We start from the raw sequence: 16986 nt of genomic DNA on the forward strand, positions 1-16986 counted from the left end.
GGGGTGGGGGAGATGGCCAAGCGCGAGCGTGTCGTGCGGATGTCGGTCGAGCAGCCGTTGTGGCGTGCGCTCACCGCGTACCGCATCGGCACGATGATCTACGCCGTTCTGATCTTCGTCTTCGCCCGGGACCGCTACGAGCGGCCCTGGGTGGCCGTCGCCTTCCTCGCCGTCATGTGCGTCTGGACGCTGGCCACCCTGCCCAAGGTGGCGAACGCGGCAAGCTGCACCAAGCGCTTCCTGATCGCCGACCTCACCGTCGCCCTGACCGGCATCCTGCTCACTCCGCTCGCGGATCAGCACGCCCAGTCGGTCGACGGCCCCACCCTGCCGACGATATGGACCGCCGGCGCCGTCCTCGCGTACGCGATCAAGGGCGGCTGGCGCTGGGCCGGCTTCGCCTCCTCGCTGGTCGCCGTCGCCAACATCATCGAACGGGCCCACCCCACCCGGGACACCCTCCACAACGTCCTCCTGGTGTGGGTGGCGTCCATCGCCATCGGATACGTCGTCGAGGTCGCCCGCGCCTCCGAACGCACCCTCGCCCGCGCCCTGGAGATCGAGGCCGCGACCCGGGAGCGGGAGCGCCTGGCCCGGGACATCCACGACAGCGTCCTCCAGGTCCTCGCGATGGTGCAGCGGCGCGGTACGGCGCTGGGCGGCGAGGCCGCCGAGCTGGGCCGCATGGCGGGCGAGCAGGAGGTCGCGCTGCGCACCCTGGTCGCCGGCGGGCTGAACCGGCCGTCGCTGGTCTCCGAGGACGAGTCCGAAGGGGCGGTGGTGCGCGTCGTCGAGGAGCCGGACGACGACACCCCGGTCGATCTGCGCGCCCTGCTCGCCCCGCGCGCCGGGGCGAAGGTCACGCTCGCGGACCCGGGCGCCCCTGTCCTGCTGCCGCAGGCCGCCGGCCAGGAGCTGGCCGCCGCCGTCGGAGCCGCCCTGGACAATGTCCGGGTGCACGCGGGCGAGGACGCGCGGGCGTGGATCCTGGTCGAGGACTGGCCGGACGAGGTGATCGTGACGGTACGGGACGACGGCCCGGGCATCCCGGAGGGGCGGCTCGCGCAGGCGGAGGGCGAGGGCCGGATGGGCGTCGCGCTCTCCATCCGCGGCAGACTGCGCGACCTGGGCGGCACGGCCGAGCTGATCTCGGTACCGGGCCAGGGCACGGAAGTGGAACTGAAGGTCCCGAGGGGCACACGCCCGACGGACGCACGGGGGAAGGCGGGAACGAGATGAGCGAGCAGCAGCAGATCAAGGTGATGGTCGTCGACGACCATCCGATGTGGCGGGACGCGGTCGCCCGCGACCTCGCCGAGGCCGGGTTCGACGTGGTGGCCACCGCGGGCGACGGCGAGCAGGCCGTGCGCCGCGCGGGGGCGGTCAACCCGGACGTGCTCGTCCTGGACCTCAACCTGCCCGCCAAGCCGGGGGTTCAGGTCTGCAAGGAGCTGGTCGGTGCCACCCCCACGCTGCGGGTGCTGGTGCTCTCCGCGAGCGGCGAGCACGCCGACGTCCTGGAGGCGGTCAAGTCCGGAGCCACCGGCTATCTGCTGAAGTCGGCCAGCACGGCCGAGCTCATCGACGCGGTACGCCGCACGGCCGTCGGCGACCCCGTCTTCACCCCCGGACTCGCGGGCCTGGTCCTCGGCGAGTACCGCAGGCTCGCCTCCGAGCCCGCCCCGGCGGCCGGCGCGGACGAGCCCAAGGCGCCCGAACTGACCGAGCGCGAGACGGAGGTGCTGCGGCTCGTGGCCAAGGGCCTGAGCTACAAGCAGATCGCCGAGCGCCTGGTCATCTCGCACCGGACCGTGCAGAACCACGTCCAGAACACGCTCGGCAAACTCCAGCTGCACAACCGGGTGGAGCTCGTCCGGTACGCGATAGAGCGCGGCCTCGACGACGCCTGACCGCCCTGCCGCCGCCGTACCCGAACCGCCGGGCGCGGAGCGCGTGCGACCGTACCCGAGCGCCCGGGGCGGGGTCCGAACGGCCCTGCCCGAGCGCCCGGGCGGGAGCCCGTACCGCCGTACGGCGCAGGACAATTCACTCTCCGTGCCGTGTCGAAGTGACCCACGTCACTACTAGCGTGGGTCGCGCATCCCGTCCGCACGGCGAAGGAGAGGTCCATGCGCGTCGGCGTACTGACCGGAGGCGGCGACTGCCCCGGTCTCAACGCGGTCATCCGCGCCATCGTCCGCAAGGGCGTCCAGGAGTACGACTACGAGTTCACCGGCTTCCGCGACGGCTGGCGCGGCCCCCTGGAAGGCGTCGCCGTACCCCTCGACATCCCCACCGTCCGCGGCATCCTGCCGCGCGGCGGCACGATCCTCGGCTCCTCCCGCACCAACCCGCTCACCGCCGAGAACGGCATCCGCCGGATCAAGGAGAACCTCGCCAAGTACGAGATCGACGCACTGATCGCGATCGGCGGCGAGGACACCCTCGGCGCCGCCGCCCGGCTCGTCGACGAGTACGGCGTCCGCTGCGTCGGCGTCCCGAAGACCATCGACAACGACCTGTCCGCCACCGACTACACCTTCGGCTTCGACACGGCCGTCGGCATCGCCACCGAGGCCATCGACCGGCTGCACACCACCGCCGAGTCCCACATGCGGGTCCTGGTGGTCGAGGTGATGGGCCGTCACGCCGGCTGGATCGCGTTGCACTCCGGTCTCGCGGGCGGTGCCAACGTCATCCTCATCCCCGAGCAGCGCTTCGACCTCGACCAGGTCTGCGCCTGGGTCACCTCCCGCTTCAAGGCCACCTACGCCCCGATCGTCGTCGTCGCCGAGGGGGCGATGCCCAGGGACGGGGACATGGTCCTCAAGGACGGCACGCTCGACTCGTACGGACACGTCCGGCTCTCGGGCGTGGGCGAGTGGCTCGCCAAGGAGATCGAGAAGCGGACCGGCCACGAGGCCCGGACCACCGTCCTCGGCCATGTGCAGCGCGGCGGCACGCCCAGCGCCTTCGACCGCTGGCTCGCCACCCGTTTCGGACTGCACGCCATCGACGCCGTCCGCGACGGCGCCTGGGGGCAGATGGTCGCGCTGCGCGGCACCGACATCGTCCGCGTCCCGATCGCCGAGGCCACGGCGCGGCTCAAGACGGTCGATCCGGCGCTGTACGCGGAGGTGGGAGTCTTCTTCGGCTGAGCGGAGCGGCGCCGGTGGGGCCGGTCGGTGTTCCAGCCGGTCGGCCGACCCGGCATCAGCTGACCCGGCGTCGGCCGACCCGGCCTGCGGCGCGGACCGCTCCCGGGGTCGTATATTCGCCGGTACCCGACAATTCCGGCGAACCCCCGGGAGGGGATCCGTGGAAATCCTGGCATTCGGTGTGCAGGCCGACGAGAAGGCGCTGATCGAGAGGGCCTTCGCGGGACTCCACGACGTCCGCTGTCTGGACGTGCTCCTCGACCAGGACACCGTCCCCATCGCGGCCGGCCACGAGATCGTCTCCACGAGCGTCAACGCCGACCTCGGAGGAGAGGTCCTGCGCACCCTCGCCGCCGGCGGCACGAAGCTCATCGCCCAGCGCTCCACCGGCTTCAACAACATCGACCTCGACGTCGCCGAGCGCCTCGGCCTCACCGTCGCCCGGGTCTCGTACTACTCCCCGTACTCCGTCGCCGAATTCGCCTGGACCCTGGCGATGGCGGTCAACCGGCGGATCGTCCGCGCCTCCAACCGGACCCGCGACTTCGACTTCCGTCTCGACGGGCTGATGGGCCGTGACCTGCGCGGCCGCACGGTCGGTGTTCTCGGCACCGGGAAGATCGGCGAGGCCTTCACCCGGATCGCCCACGGCTTCGGCATGAAGCTCCTCGGCTGGGACGTCGCCGAGAACCCCGCCTGCCTCGAACTCGGCATGAAGTACGTCGAGAAGGAGCAGCTCCTCGCCGAGTCCGACCTGGTCAGCCTGCACGTACCGCTGCTCCCCGCGACCCGGCGCCTCCTCGACGCCGCCGCGCTCAGGACGATGAAGGACGACGCCATCCTCGTGAACTCCAGCCGGGGCGGGCTCATCGACACCGAGGCGCTGGTGGCCGAGCTCCGCGCCGGCCGGTTCACCGGCGTGGGACTCGACGTGTACGAGGCGGAGGCTGGGCTCTTCTTCCTCGACAAGTCGCTCGAGGTCGTCGAGGACGACACCCTGGCCCGCCTGGTGACCTTCCCGAACGTGGTGGTCACGTCCCACCAGGCGTACTACACGGTCGACGCGGTCGGCCAGATCATCGACACGACCGTCCAGAACGTCCTCGACCACACCGCGGGGCGCCGCAGCGAGAACGTCCTGGTCCCGACCGCCTCCTAGACCAGCACGCCGGCGAGCAGGGACGCCGTCAGCGCCGCCCCCTCCATCGTCAGGACCGACTCCGGGTGGAACTGGACGCCCGCGAAGCCGGGCCCGCGCAGCGCGTGGACCTCGCCCGTCTCCTCGTCCCGGCTCACCTCGATCCGGTGCAGGGCCAGTTCGGTGGCGGACCGGTCGTCGCAGCGGGCCGTGAAGCTGTTGTAGAAGCCGACGGTCTGCTCCTGTCCGAAGAGGTCGATCCGCACCTGCGCCCCCTGGAACGGCGTGCGCTTGCGGACGATCTCCAGGCCCAGTTCGGCCGCGATCAGCTCATGGCCGAGGCAGACGCCCAGCAGGCCGTGCCGGTGATCCCGTACGAGATCGGCCGTGAGTCCGCGCAGGAAACGCATCTTCGGGTCGGCGGCGTCCGAGGGGTCCCCCGGCCCCGGGCCGAGCACCACCGGACCGTCATGGGCGAGCGCGAGCTCCCGCAACCCCGGTTCGTCGTAGCGGACCACCGAGACCTCCAGGCCGGAGGAGCGCAGCAGATGCGCGAGCATCGCCGTGAAGGTGTCCTCGGCGTCGATCACCAGCGCGTGGCCACTCAGCTCGGCCGACCGGACCTGCATCCGCAGCCAGAACGGCGCCAGGTCGGCCCGCCGGGCGTCCAGCGCGGCCCGCACCCGCGGATCGTCCGCGAGCCGCGGACCCACCGGCGACTCGTCGCGCGGCCGCCCCTCCCGTACCCCCAGCGCGGCGAGCACGCCCGCCGCCTTGGCGTGCGTCTCGGCGACCTCGCCCGCCGGGTCGGAGTGCCGTACGAGCGTCGCGCCGACCGGCACCCGCAGCCGCCCGTCGCCGGCGATGTCGGCGGTCCGGATGAGGATGGGGGAGTCCAGGGTCTGCGCCCCGCTCTCGTCGGTACCGAGCAGGGCGAGGGCGCCCGCGTAGTAGCCGCGCCCGCCGGCCTCGTGCCGCTCGATCACCCGGCAGGCGTTCTGCACGGGCGAGCCGGTGACCGTCGCCGCGAACATGGTCTCCCGCAGCACCTCCCGCACGTCGAGGGACGAACGGCCCCGCAACTCGTACTCGGTGTGCGCCAGATGCGCCATCTCCTTGAGGCGCGGCCCGACCACCACCCCGCCCATGTCGCCGACCGTGCACATCATCTTCAGCTCCTCGTCGACCACCATGGAGAGCTCCTCGGTCTCCTTGCGGTCGGCCAGGAACGTCAGCAGATCCTCGGGGGTGGGCGCGGCCCCGGCCGGGTAGCGGTACGTCCCGCTGATCGGGTTCATGACGACCGTTCCCCCCGACATCCGGACGTGCACCTCGGGGCTCGCCCCGACGAGGGTCCGGTCGCCGGTGTGGACGACGAACGTCCAGTACGCGCCCCGCTCACCCGCCAGGAGACGGCGGAAGAGCGCGAGGGCGTCGGCGCGCCCGAAGCCCGGGATCTCGCCGGTGTAGGTCCGGCGGATGACGAAGTTGGCGCCCTCGCCGGCGCCGATCTCCTCGCTGATCACCCGCCGCACGGTCTCGGCGTACGCCTCGTCCGACACGTCGAACCCGCCGCCCTCGACCCGGACGGAGTGCGTCGGGAGCTGGGCGAGTGCGTCGGCGAGCGGCAGTTCGTACGCCTCCTCGGCGACGAGCACGGAGAGCGGGGTGCCGTCGTCGCGGACGTCGAAGCCGCGCTCGCGGATCTGCCGGAACGGCACGAGGGCGAGCGTCGGGAGCGCGCCGACGGGCAGCTCGGCGAGCCGCTCGGCCTCGTGGACCGAGCCGATCAGCACCTCGACGGTGTCGTGGTCGCGGCCGGGCGTGCGCCTGCGGAGCAGGGCGAAGGACGGGCAGGAGTCGTCGAGGAGACGGGAGAGGTCCATGGAGCGTGTTCCTTCCGGGAGTCGGAAGAGGAACGGCCTCGGGGGTACGAGAAAGGCCGCCCCTCGGGGCGGCCTTCGCGTGTCGTGGGTGTACGCGCAGTCAGTGGGCCGCCGGATGAGCGGTCCACCACCAGTTCTGGGTCGTCTGCGCGAACATGGGTGCACTGTAACGCAGCCGGGCAGCGAGAAGGGGCCCGGCTCACACCGTGGACGGTGCGCGCCGGGCCCTCAGGCTGATCAGATCCGGACCGGGGTCGGGATCAGAAGATCAGGTTGTAGATCTGCCAGCCGCTGCCGACCTTGGTGCGGGCCGCGAACGGGGCGGTGGCACTGCCCGTGCCCTTGTAGAACCACAGGTTCCCGGAGCCGTCGCGGCCGACGAGGTCCACCTTGCCGTCGGCGTTCAGGTCGCTCGGCCCGACGAGCTGGTTGTACGTCTGCCAGCCGCTGCCGACCTTGGTGCGGGCGGCGTACGGGGCGGTCGTGCTGCCGGTGCCCTTGTAGAACCACAGGTTCCCGGCGCTGTCGCGGGCGACGAGGTCGGCCTTGCCGTCGGCGTTCAGGTCACCGGTGCTGACGAGCTGGTTGTACGTCTGCCAGCCGCTGCCGACCTTGGTGCGGGCGGCGAACGGCGAGGCGGGGTTGCCCGTGCCCTTGTAGAACCAGAGCACGCCGGACTTCTCGCGGGCTATGAGGTCCGGTATGGAGTCCCCGCTCAGGTCCCGGGCGCCCAGGATCCGGTCGTAGATCTGCCAGCCGCCACCGGTCTTGAGCCGCGCCTTGAACGGGGCGGAGGGGTTGCCGGTGCCCTGGTAGTACCAGAGCACGCCGGAGGCGTCACGGGCGACCACGTCGCCGGTACCGTCCGCGCGCAGCGCGGTCATCGGGGTGATCGTGTTGAACATGTTCCAGCCGCTGCCGACGCGGTACCGGGCGAGGAACGGCGCGGTGGCGCTGCCGCGGCCCTGGTACTGGTAGAGCACGCCGGAGGCGTCACGGGCGAGGAGGTTGTAGCGGTTGGTGGCGGTGACGGGCGCGGCGCCGGGCGCCTCCTCGATGTCGCTCTGCTTCACCCAGGTGATCTTGTGGTGGAAGCGGATCGGCACGAACATCGTGCTGCCGATGACGTTCTTCTGGGCGGAGCCGAACCAGTCGTCGCCCTTCACCGCAGGGCCGGCCTTCACATAGGCCTGACCGGAGGCGAAGGTGAACTTCGTCAGGTGGGCGTTCTCGTCGCCGGGCGCCTCAAGAGCCGCGGCGGTGTACGCGGCGGTCTCCGGGAAGGAGCGCCCGAAGACCTTGGCCGAGGTCGCCCCCGCCTTGACCTTCACGGTCGTGCCACCGGTCACCGGCGCGGTGTACTGGCCGCCGGGGTTGAAGAACCAGGCCTTCGCGCCCGCGTACCAGATCGCGGTCCAGTCGCCCGAGACGCCCGCGACGACGTAGCTGCCGCCGGCGCGGACCTTGTTCCCGTAGTTCGAGCCCTCGGACCAGAGCGACGAAAAGTAGGGGTCCTTCAGGGTCGTCGCGCTGGTCGACGGCTCCGTGTAGAGGTAGCCGAAGTTCGACGGGCGCGCCGGGACGGCGTTGCCGCCGGTCGACAGCTTCGGCTGGTTCGCCGTGGTGAACGGCGGCACCACACGGACCACCTGGCCGACCCTCAGCAGGCCGCCCGCGCCCTGGTCGCCCTGCGGGGCGCCCAGCAGTTTCATGTAGTGGTTCCAGTCCCAGTACGGGCCCGCGTCCCAGTGGAGCCTGCTCATGCCGGCGTCAGTCTGGAGCGCCACCTCGTCGTGACCGATGATGTGCTCGCGGTCCAGCGGAACGCCGTACTTGCCCGCCAGGAACTTCACCAGCGCCGCGGAGGACTCGTACTGCGGCTCGGTGTACCAGCTGCCTTCCTTGATCGCGTAGCCCTCGTGCTCCACGCCGATCGCGTGCATGTTGTGGGTCCAGTTGCCCGCGTGCCACGCCAGGTGCTTGTTCTCGATCATCTGGGTGACCTGACCGTCGGAGGCACGGATCAGGTAGTGGGCGCTGCCGGGGACGTCCGGGTTGGTGAGCGCCGCGAGCGAGCCGTCGTAGCCGCCCTCGGTGTCGTGGATGATGATCTGCCGGACGTTCACGCCCTGGTTCGGGCGGTCGCCGAGCGTGTAGTTGCGCTTGCCCGTGCTCGACGTGCGGGACGGCACGAAGTTGCAGTTCAGTCCGACGGGGCACTCGGGCGTCGGAGTCGCCGTCGTGGAGGCGAAGCTCGCCGCCAGCGGCATGCTCGACGGCTTGACCGGCTCGACCGACGGGTCGGCCGGCAGGGCGACCTGCTCGCCGTCCAGTGTGAGCTCCCGCTCACCCGTCTTGATCGACTCGAAGACGCGCTTCGCGAAGAGGTCGGCGCCCTTCTTGTCGGGCGACTGGCTGTAGCGGGCCACGGCCGGGTACCAGGCGCCCGGCTCGTCGGACAGCTCGGCGCCGGCCTGCTTCTGGTACTCCGCGAGGAGCGCCGCGCCGGCCCGGATGGACTCGGCGGAGTCGTTCTGGACCGCCTCGGCGGAGCTGTCGATCAGCTCGGCGGCCTTGTCCAGGGTGTGGAGCCGGGGGTCATCGGTGTCGACGGTCGCCGCGGCCAGGATCTTGCGGACCTTGGCGGGGTCGAACGACTTCTCGATCTCCAGCTTGCCGCTGCCGTTGAAGTGGGCGATGGCCTCCTCGTCGGCCGTCCCGGACTCGATGTCCTCCGGGTCGACGTCCGTCAACCCCATGACGTTGTACGCACCCGTCGTGCTGGGCTCGCCGTCGTGCGACTCCCACCGCGTCTGCCGGTACGACACCGCCATCAGCACGCTCTGCGGGACGTCGAACTCCTCCGCCGCCTGCGCGAACTGCGACTGCAGCGACGTTTCTGCGGAGTTCTTGTCGTCCGAGGAGTTCAGGATCCCGGGCGACGCCACGGCGATCGTTCCGATGGTCGCCGTGGCGACGACGGCAGCCGCCGCCCCGTAAAGCAGCCGTCTCTTCTTGCGGTCCCTGCGGTGCCCCTGGCTCACGCCCACCCCTGTGAAGTATTTAGGCCTCAGATGTTTAAACACGTGTTTGAACGCGCGTGAGGGTAACACCCGTCCGAGGCGCGTCCATCGTCGACAGACATTTCGGGCGCGCGTCTCACTCAATGGTCGTGTCGCTGGACCGGTCGCCGGACACCGTAATGTGGTGGTTGTGACCGTGAACGCTAAGACCACCGCAACCGGTGGCAACACCTGGCGAGACCTTCCCGCGGCGCAGCAGCCCGAGTACCCCGATGCCGAGGCTCTGCGCGATGTGATCGCGGACCTCGAGTCGTATCCGCCGCTCGTCTTCGCGGGCGAGTGCGATCAGCTGCGCGCCCGCATGGGAGCCGTCGCCCGTGGCGAGGCGTTCCTGCTCCAGGGCGGCGACTGCGCCGAGGCCTTCGACGCCGTGTCCGCCGACCACATCCGTGCCAAGCTCAAGACGCTGCTCCAGATGAGCGCCGTGTTGACGTACGCGGCCTCCGTGCCCGTCGTCAAGGTCGGCCGCATCGCCGGGCAGTACTCCAAGCCCCGTTCCAAGGGGACCGAGACCCGCGACGGCGTGACCCTGCCGACGTACCGCGGCGACTCGGTCAACGGCTTCGACTTCAACGAGAAGGCCCGTATCCCGGACCCCGAGCGTCTGAAGCGGATGTACAACGCGTCCGCTTCCACGCTCAACCTGGTACGCGCCTTCACCACCGGTGGCTACGCCGACCTGCGCCAGGTGCACGCCTGGAACCAGGACTTCGTGAAGTCGTCCCCCTCGGGCCAGCGCTACGAGCAGCTGGCGCGCGAGATCGACAACGCGCTGAACTTCATGAAGGCCTGTGGCACCGACCCGGCCGAGTTCAAGGCCGTCGAGTTCTACGCCTCACACGAGGCCCTGCTGCTCGACTACGAGGGCGCCCTCACCCGTACGGACTCGCGGACCGGCAAGCTGTACGACACCTCCGGTCACATGGTCTGGATCGGTGAGCGCACCCGCCAGCTCGACCACGCCCACATCGAGTTCGCCTCGCAGATCGCGAACCCGATCGGCATCAAGCTCGGCCCGACGACCACGGTCGACGACGCGCTGACGTACATCGACCGGCTCGACCCGGACCGCGAGCCCGGCCGGCTGACCTTCATCGTCCGCATGGGCGCCGACAAGGTCCGGGACAAGCTCCCGGAGCTGGTCGAGAAGGTCACCGCCTCGGGCGCGACCGTCGCCTGGGTCACCGACCCGATGCACGGCAACACCTTCGAGGCGGCCTCCGGTCACAAGACCCGGCGCTTCGACGACGTGCTCGACGAGGTCAAGGGCTTCTTCGAGGTGCACAAGAGCCTCGGTACGCACCCGGGCGGCATCCACGTCGAGCTCACCGGTGACGATGTCACCGAGTGCGTGGGCGGCGGTGACGAGATCTTCGTCGACGACCTGCACCAGCGCTACGAGACGGCCTGCGACCCGCGGCTGAACCGCAGCCAGTCGCTCGACCTGGCGTTCCTGGTGGCGGAGATGTACCGCGATCAGTAAGTAGCTTCGTACGACGATGGGGCGCGGATCCATGTGATCCGCGCCCCATCGTCGTACGGAGGGCTTTTGGGCCTCGTGAGTGCCGGGTAAGGTTAGGTTAGCCTTATCGATCTCGGCAGGAGGTGAACCGCGTGTACGTATGCTCATGCTTCGGTGTCACGGAGAAGCAGGTCAAGGAGCACGCGGACGCGGGCGCCTGCACGCCTCGCCAGATCGCCTCGGCCTGCAAGGCCGGAACCGACTGCGGTTCGTGCGTACGACGTATTCAGGCCATTCTCGGGCGCGGCAACTGCCCGCGGCGGGAGCTCCTGGACCAGGGGCTGCCGGCGCTGACCTCGGTCTCGGATCCCGAGAGTGCCGAGAACTCCGAGGATCTGCGGGACCTGCCTGAGGCTGCCTAGCTCGGCTGCTCGATCAGCGTCGAGATGTAGAGCGCCTCACCGAGGCTCTCGATCAGTTCCAGCTGGGTGTCGAGGTAGTCGATGTGGTGCTCCTCGTCGGCCAGGATCTCCTCGAAGAGGTTGGCCGAGGTGATGTCGCCCTTGGCCCGCATGACCTCGATGCCGCGCTTCAGACGGTCGATCGCCTCGACCTCCACCTGGCGGTCCGCCTTGAACATCTCGGTCACCGTCTGGCCGACCCGTACATGGAAGAGCCGCTGGTAGTTGGGCAGCCCGTCCAGCATCAGGATGCGCTCGGTGAGCTTGTCCGCGTGCTTCATCTCATCGATGGACTCTTCGCGGGTGTACTTGGCGAGCTTGGCCCAGCCCTTGTTGTCCTGGATGCGGTAGTGCAGCCAGTACTGGTTGATGGCCGTCAGCTCGCCGGTCAGCTGCTCGTTGAGGAACTCGAGGACCTCGGGGTCGCCCTGCATCGCAGAGGCTCCTTCCACGCATGTCTGGGTCGTGACTGGGCAGGATGGCCGCATCCTTGCACCACGGATGGGGGGCGTCCAGTAAGTGGAGGCTTAGTGGGACTTGCCCTGAATCGTGCACGCGTGCGAGGTTGCCTGGTCATGACCACCCCTCGCGGTCTGTCACCATGGATGACATGGGTCAGCCGGAGAGCGGAGTACGCCGGGAAGCAGAGCAGTCGGATCTTCCGCCGGGGCAGCGGCTGCAGCGCGGCTGGCCGGTCACCCATTACGGCCCCGTCCCCAAGTTCAAGCCGGACCGCTGGGAGTTCCGGGTCTTCGGGGCGACGGCGGACGGCGACAAGCGGTGCTGGAACCATGAGGAGTTCTCGGCTCTTCCGTTCTCGACGGTCGTGGCCGATCTGCACTGCGTCACGAAATTCAGCATGCTCGGGGCCGAATGGGGTGGGGTGCCCGCCCGGACGATCCTGGACCTGGCCCCGCCGGCCCCCGGTGTCACGCATGTGATGGTCTGGGCCGAGTACGGCTTCAGCGCGAACATGCGGCTCGCCGACTTCGCGGCCGAGGGCACGATCTTCGCCACCCATAAGGACGGTGAGCTGCTCACCGCCGAGCACGGCTTCCCGCTGCGGCTTGTCGTCCCGCACCTGTACGCCTGGAAGGGCCCCAAGTGGGTCCGGGGTGTGGAGTACATGACCGCCGACCGCCGGGGCTTCTGGGAGGAGCGCGGCTACCACAACCTCGGCGACCCCTGGAAAGAGCAGCGGTACTCGTACCAGGAGGAGCCGGGCGACGGCCCGGAGCTGTAGTCGCCCCGGGCCGGCCGTGCTCAGTGGTGGTACCGGTGCACCACCGCGTGGCCCTTGCCGCGGCCGATCATCCACTTGTTGACGGGTGTGGTGATCAGGAAGGCGACGAGGAAGGCGAAGGCCAGGGCGCCCCAGAAGAGCGCGTCCGAGAGGTGTGCGTCCATCGCGCCGGGGACGAGGAGCAGGACCCCGTTGTCGACGATCTCCATGACGGCGATGGAGAGGGTGTCGGCGGCGAGCGCGACACCGACGGCCGCCTTCAGGCTCAGTCCGGCGCGGACGACCGCCCACAGGGTGAGCGAGTAGCCGAAGAAGAAGGCCAGGACGATGGCGAGGATCATCGTCGGGGCGTTGCCCCAGCCGAGGGCGGTGCCGATGATCATGCCGAGGACCTCGCCGATGGCGCATCCGGTGAGGCAGTGGAGGGTCGCCTTCATCGCCATGGACCAGCTGGCCTTGCCGGGGGCGTGGTCCTCGTGCGCGGTGGAGTGGTGGTCGGCGTGGTGGTCGGCGTGCGCTTCGTGCTGATCCATGGGTCCCCCAATGACCAGTGTCGGTTCCTGCTGCCTATGCAGGAACCGTATACCCCCTAGGGGTATTCCTCAACGGGAGAATCGGCGCGTACCTCACCCCCGGAGTTTCTTCAGCCGCTCCACATCCGCCACGTGCCCTTCCTTGCCGCCCGGTGTCTCGATGATCAGCGGGACGCCTTCGGTCGCGTGGTGCCTCATCAGCTCGCGGAACGGCTCCTCGCCGATATGGCCGGCCCCGATGTTCGCGTGCCGGTCCTTGTGCGCGCCGACGACGTCCTTGGAGTCGTTGGCATGGATCAGTTTCAGCCACCCCTCGCCCACGGTCGCCACCAGCTGGTCGAGCGTCCGCGCCATGCCGTGCGGGCCGGTCAGATCGTGGCCCGCCGCGAAGATGTGGCAGGTGTCGAGGCAGATCCCGAGCTTCGGGTGACGGTCGAGCGCCTCGAAGTACGGGCCGAAGTCCTCGGCGCGCGAGCAGAGCGAGAAGCCCTGCCCGGCCGTCGACTCCAGCAGCAGGAACGGGTCGTCCGGGTGCGTCAGCTCGTCCAGCAGGGGCCGCATCCGCTCCCGTACCTGCGCCAGCGCCTCCTCGCGCGGGCGGCCTCCGGTCGCCGAGCCGGTGTGCACCACCACGCCCTTCGCGCCGATCTCCCGGCCGCGGCGCAGCGAGTGCCGCAGCGACTCGACCGACCGCTCGACGGTGGCCTCGGTGTGGGACCCGAAGTTGATCAGGTACGGGGCGTGGACCCAGGCCGACAGGGACTCGGCCTCGCACGCGGTGCGGAACAGCTCGTCCTGCGCCGGGTTGCCCACGGGCGTGGCCCAGCCGCGCGGGTTGGCGACGAAGACCTGGACCGTCTCCGCGCCCAGCTCGCGGGCGTAGCCGAGACCGACCGTGGCGAGGCCGCCGGCCACGGGGACATGGCCGCCGACGGGGTTGCGCATGAGTCTCTACAGTCCCTTGATCGTGATGGTGATGGTGGAGCCCTCGGGAGCGGTGGAGCCGCCGTCGACCGACTGGCCCGAGACGGTGTCCCCGAGGAAGGGGAAGGTCTTCTGGACCTTCACCTCGAAGCCCGCCCCCTCCAGTCTCCCGCGTGCGACGTCGGTCGACTCGCCCGTCACGTCGGGGACCTCGATCATCCGGGGTCCCTTGGAGACGGTGAGGACGATCCGGTCGCCCTTCGCGGCGCGGCTGCCCTCCGCGAGGGACTGGGCCGCGACAGTGCCGGCCTCCTCGGCGGAGTGGATCTGCTCGGTCGCGATCTGCACGGTGAGCCCGGCGTCCTGGAGCGTGCCGGTGGCCTCGGCCACCGAGTCGCCGGCGACGTCCGGGACGTCGATGGGGCGGCCCTTGCTGACCACGAGCGCCACGGCCGAGTCCGGGCTGCGCTCGGTGCCGGGCTCGGGGTCGGAGCTGATCACGGCGCCCTGCGCGATGTCCTGGCTGAACGCGTCGGTGATCACACCGGCGGCCAGGCCCTCCTTCGCGAGGAGCTCCTTGGCCTTCGCCAGCGGCTTCCCCTTGAGGTTCGGGACCTTCACGGTCTCGGGGCCGCGGGAGATCGTCAGCGTGACCGTGCCGTTGCCGCGGATCCGCTCGCCGGAGGCGGGATCGGTGGCCATGACCGTGCCACGTTCGTACACCTCGCTGAACGCCCGCTTCGTCGTGCCGACGTCGAGCCCCGCGTCCGTGATCCGCTCGGTCGCCTCGACCTCGGTCTGGCCGAGCACGGCGGGCACCCGAGTGAACTGGCCGGAATTGATGTACCAGACGCCGCCGCCGAGCCCGAGGACGAGCAGAACGGCGGCGAGGACGAGGAGAGGCCCACGGGGAAGGCCACCGGTGTTCCGGCGTCGCGACGGGGGCTGCTCGGGCGGCGGCATGGTCAGCCGGCTGGTGTGCTGCACCGGCTGCTCGGTCTCGGCGGGCAGGACCCGCGGGATCACGCTGGTCCGGTCCTCGGAGCCCGTGCGGTCCTCGGGGTGGGCCTGCGGCGGTACGGCGTCCAGCTGCGCGTCCGTGAGGGCCGCGCGGGCCTGACGGGCCTGGGCCAGGAGTGCGACGGCGTCGTGCGGCCTGACGTCGGGGTTGCGGGCCGTGGCACTCGCCACCAGCTCGTCCAGTTCGAGGGCGAGACCGGGCACGACGGCCGAAGGGGCGGGGACGTCCGTGTTCAGGTGCTGGTAGAGAACCTGGGCGGGGGTGTCCCCGCCGTGCGGCTTGCCGCCGGTCAGCATCTCGTACAGGACGACACCACAGGCGTACACGTCGGCACGGGTGTCCGCGGTGCCGTGCTCGATCTGCTCCGGCGCCAGGTACGAGACGGTGCCCAGGACCGAGCCCGTGGTGTGCGTGGCCGAGCCGACCGCGCGCACGAGACCGAAGTCGGCGACCTTCACCCGGCCGTCGTCCCCTATCAGGACGTTCTCCGGCTTCATGTCCCGGTGGACGAACCCGGCCCGGTGCGCGGCCCCCAGCGCGGCGAGCACCGGCTCCAGGACGTCGAGCGCGGCGCGCGGCTGGAGCGCCCCGCGCTCGCGCAGCACGTCACGGAGCGTGCACCCCGCGACGTACTCCATCGCGAGATAGACGTACGCGCCGTCCGCGCCCTGGTCGAAGACCCCGACCACGTTGGGGTGGGAGAGCCGGGCCACGGACTTGGCCTCGCGGATGAAGCGCTCGACGAAAGTGGCGTCGGCGGCGAGGGCCGGGTGCATCACCTTGAGGGCGAGCACCCGGTCGAGGCGGATGTCGACGGCCCGGTAGACCGTGGCCATCCCGCCGACGGCGATGCGCGCGTCGACGCGGTAGCGGCCGTCGAGCAGCTGCCCGACGAGGGGGTCCTGAAGGGTCGTGTCCACGGCCCCGAGTTTACGAGCCGCCGAGCACCACCCGTCCCCACCGCCCCCGACCGCAGCACAGCTGTGACGCGAGGCCGCCGCGTCAGAACGCCGGGCGTTCCGGGTCCAGGGCGGCCTGGCCCTCCGTGGGGGAGGAGGCGTGGGCGAAGTGACGGCGGGGGATACGGCCCGCCCGGTGGGCCAGGCGGCCCGCCTCCACCGCGTGACGCATGCCCTCCGCCATCAGGACCGGGTCCTGCGCCCGTGTCACCGCGGAGGCGAGCATGACGGCCGAGCACCCCAGCTCCATCGCCTGCGCCACGTCCGAGGCCGTCCCGGCTCCCGCGTCCAGGATCACCGGCACGCCCGCGGCCTCGACGATCAGCTCGAAGTTGTGCGGGTTGCGGATCCCCAGCCCGGAGCCGATCGGCGAGCCCAGCGGCATGACCGCCGCGCACCCCACGTCCTCCAGCTTCCGCGCCAGGACAGGGTCGTCGCTGGTGTACGGCAGGACCGTGAAGCCGTCGTCCACCAGGGTCTCCGCCGCGTCCAGCGTCTCGACGGGGTCAGGCAGCAGGGTCCGCTCGTCGGCGATGACCTCCAGCTTGATCCAGTCGGTGCCGAGCGCCTCCCGGGCCAGGCGCGCGGTCAGGACCGCCTCGCCCGCCGTGTAGCAGCCGGCCGTGTTCGGCAGGACCCGGATCGAGAGCCGGTTCAGGACGGACAGGACCGAGCCCCGCACGGTCGGATCCAGGCGCCGCATGGCGACCGTCGTCAGCTCCGTGCCGCTGACGGCCAGCGCGCGTTCGAGCACGTCGAGGCTGGGCGCCCCGCCCGTGCCCATGATCAGCCGCGAGGAGAACTTGGTACCACCGAGGAGGAAGGTGTCGTCGGACATGGCGCTCAGCCCCCCTGGACGGCGGTGAGGATCTCGACCCGGTCGCCCTCGCCGAGGAGCGTCGCGGACCACTGGCTGCGCGGCACGACCGTCTCGTTGACGGCCGCGGCCACCCCCGACGGCGCCGTCGTCAGCGTCGCCACCAGGGCGTCGAGGGCCGTGGGCCGGGCCAGGGCGCGCGTCTCACCGTTGACGGAGACGTTCACCGAGACGATCGCCGAGGCGCTCGCCGGCGCGGTCGGCGAGGCGGTCGGAGCATCGTTCAGCTCGTTCATCGAAG

16 protein-coding genes are annotated in these 16986 nt (G+C 70.6%); 7 read left to right on the forward strand and 9 right to left on the reverse strand.

Annotation, left to right across the window (positions count from 1 at the left end; genetic code table 11):
• Nucleotides 1-12 precede the first annotated feature (12 nt).
• From macS to ACZ3OF_RS07820, 4 genes are all read left to right on the forward strand, one after another.
• Nucleotides 13-1239: a MacS family sensor histidine kinase gene (gene macS, locus ACZ3OF_RS07805; protein WP_361669575.1), complete on the forward strand. Its 1227-nt coding sequence runs from the start codon at nucleotides 13-15 to the stop codon at nucleotides 1237-1239.
• Nucleotides 1236-1910 (forward strand): response regulator transcription factor, encoded by a 675-nt coding sequence (locus tag ACZ3OF_RS07810; RefSeq protein ID WP_361669572.1) that lies wholly within the window; start codon nucleotides 1236-1238, stop codon nucleotides 1908-1910. The genes macS and ACZ3OF_RS07810 overlap by 4 nt, the downstream gene beginning before the upstream one ends.
• 219 nt (nucleotides 1911-2129) lie before the next feature.
• Entirely contained in the window at nucleotides 2130-3158 is a 1029-nt protein-coding gene (locus ACZ3OF_RS07815; protein ID WP_361669569.1) for a 6-phosphofructokinase, read from the forward strand.
• A 160-nt stretch (nucleotides 3159-3318) separates the two neighbouring features.
• Complete coding sequence (locus ACZ3OF_RS07820; protein ID WP_361669566.1) at nucleotides 3319-4317, forward strand: 2-hydroxyacid dehydrogenase; 999 nt, start codon at nucleotides 3319-3321, stop codon at nucleotides 4315-4317.
• On the opposite strand, the gene ACZ3OF_RS07825 is transcribed toward ACZ3OF_RS07820, so the two are convergent.
• The 3 genes from ACZ3OF_RS07825 to ACZ3OF_RS07835 form a co-directional block, all read right to left on the reverse strand.
• Nucleotides 4314-6182, reverse strand: a complete 1869-nt coding sequence (locus ACZ3OF_RS07825; protein ID WP_361669564.1) for an anthranilate synthase family protein — start codon at nucleotides 6180-6182, stop codon at nucleotides 4314-4316. The genes ACZ3OF_RS07820 and ACZ3OF_RS07825 overlap by 4 nt on opposite strands.
• Nucleotides 6183-6282: 100 nt before the next feature.
• Nucleotides 6283-6339: a trp operon leader peptide gene (locus tag ACZ3OF_RS07830; protein WP_078513512.1), complete on the reverse strand. Its 57-nt coding sequence runs from the start codon at nucleotides 6337-6339 to the stop codon at nucleotides 6283-6285.
• A 103-nt stretch (nucleotides 6340-6442) separates the two neighbouring features.
• On the reverse strand, nucleotides 6443-9226 hold the full coding sequence (locus tag ACZ3OF_RS07835; protein WP_467303415.1) for an N-acetylmuramoyl-L-alanine amidase: 2784 nt from the start codon (nucleotides 9224-9226) through the stop codon (nucleotides 6443-6445).
• Nucleotides 9227-9395: 169 nt separating this feature from the next.
• On the opposite strand from ACZ3OF_RS07835, the gene ACZ3OF_RS07840 reads away from it, so the two are divergent.
• Together ACZ3OF_RS07840 and ACZ3OF_RS07845 are read left to right on the forward strand one after the other, a co-directional pair.
• Nucleotides 9396-10748 carry a class II 3-deoxy-7-phosphoheptulonate synthase gene (locus ACZ3OF_RS07840; RefSeq protein ID WP_361669558.1) on the forward strand — a complete coding sequence of 451 codons (1353 nt, stop codon included), beginning with the start codon at nucleotides 9396-9398 and terminating at the stop codon, nucleotides 10746-10748.
• A 122-nt stretch (nucleotides 10749-10870) separates the two neighbouring features.
• A complete protein-coding gene (locus ACZ3OF_RS07845; protein ID WP_467303418.1) occupies nucleotides 10871-11149 on the forward strand; it encodes a (2Fe-2S)-binding protein in 279 nt (92 codons plus the stop codon).
• On the opposite strand, the gene bfr is transcribed toward ACZ3OF_RS07845, so the two are convergent.
• Nucleotides 11146-11622 carry a bacterioferritin gene (gene bfr, locus ACZ3OF_RS07850; protein ID WP_352191833.1) on the reverse strand — a complete coding sequence of 159 codons (477 nt, stop codon included), beginning with the start codon at nucleotides 11620-11622 and terminating at the stop codon, nucleotides 11146-11148. The genes ACZ3OF_RS07845 and bfr overlap by 4 nt on opposite strands.
• Nucleotides 11623-11798: 176 nt before the next feature.
• On the opposite strand from bfr, the gene ACZ3OF_RS07855 reads away from it, so the two are divergent.
• Nucleotides 11799-12431, forward strand: a complete 633-nt coding sequence (locus ACZ3OF_RS07855; RefSeq protein WP_361669553.1) for a sulfite oxidase-like oxidoreductase — start codon at nucleotides 11799-11801, stop codon at nucleotides 12429-12431.
• A gap of 20 nt (nucleotides 12432-12451) precedes the next feature.
• Here ACZ3OF_RS07855 and ACZ3OF_RS07860 read toward each other — a convergent pair whose 3' ends face one another.
• The 5 genes from ACZ3OF_RS07860 to thiS form a co-directional block, all read right to left on the reverse strand.
• Nucleotides 12452-12964, reverse strand: coding sequence for a DUF4396 domain-containing protein (locus ACZ3OF_RS07860; RefSeq protein ID WP_361669551.1), 513 nt, complete (start codon nucleotides 12962-12964; stop codon nucleotides 12452-12454).
• A gap of 93 nt (nucleotides 12965-13057) precedes the next feature.
• Entirely contained in the window at nucleotides 13058-13909 is an 852-nt protein-coding gene (locus tag ACZ3OF_RS07865; protein ID WP_467303422.1) for a deoxyribonuclease IV, read from the reverse strand.
• A 6-nt stretch (nucleotides 13910-13915) separates the two neighbouring features.
• Nucleotides 13916-15829: a Stk1 family PASTA domain-containing Ser/Thr kinase gene (gene pknB / locus ACZ3OF_RS07870; protein WP_467303424.1), complete on the reverse strand. Its 1914-nt coding sequence runs from the start codon at nucleotides 15827-15829 to the stop codon at nucleotides 13916-13918.
• Between the two features lie 82 nt (nucleotides 15830-15911).
• Nucleotides 15912-16706: a thiazole synthase gene (locus ACZ3OF_RS07875; protein WP_467303426.1), complete on the reverse strand. Its 795-nt coding sequence runs from the start codon at nucleotides 16704-16706 to the stop codon at nucleotides 15912-15914.
• Nucleotides 16707-16711: 5 nt separating this feature from the next.
• Nucleotides 16712-16912 carry a sulfur carrier protein ThiS gene (thiS, locus tag ACZ3OF_RS07880; RefSeq protein WP_361669771.1) on the reverse strand — a complete coding sequence of 67 codons (201 nt, stop codon included), beginning with the start codon at nucleotides 16910-16912 and terminating at the stop codon, nucleotides 16712-16714.
• Nucleotides 16913-16986 lie beyond the last annotated feature (74 nt).

The organism is Streptomyces sp. NPDC022552, assembly GCF_055561875.1.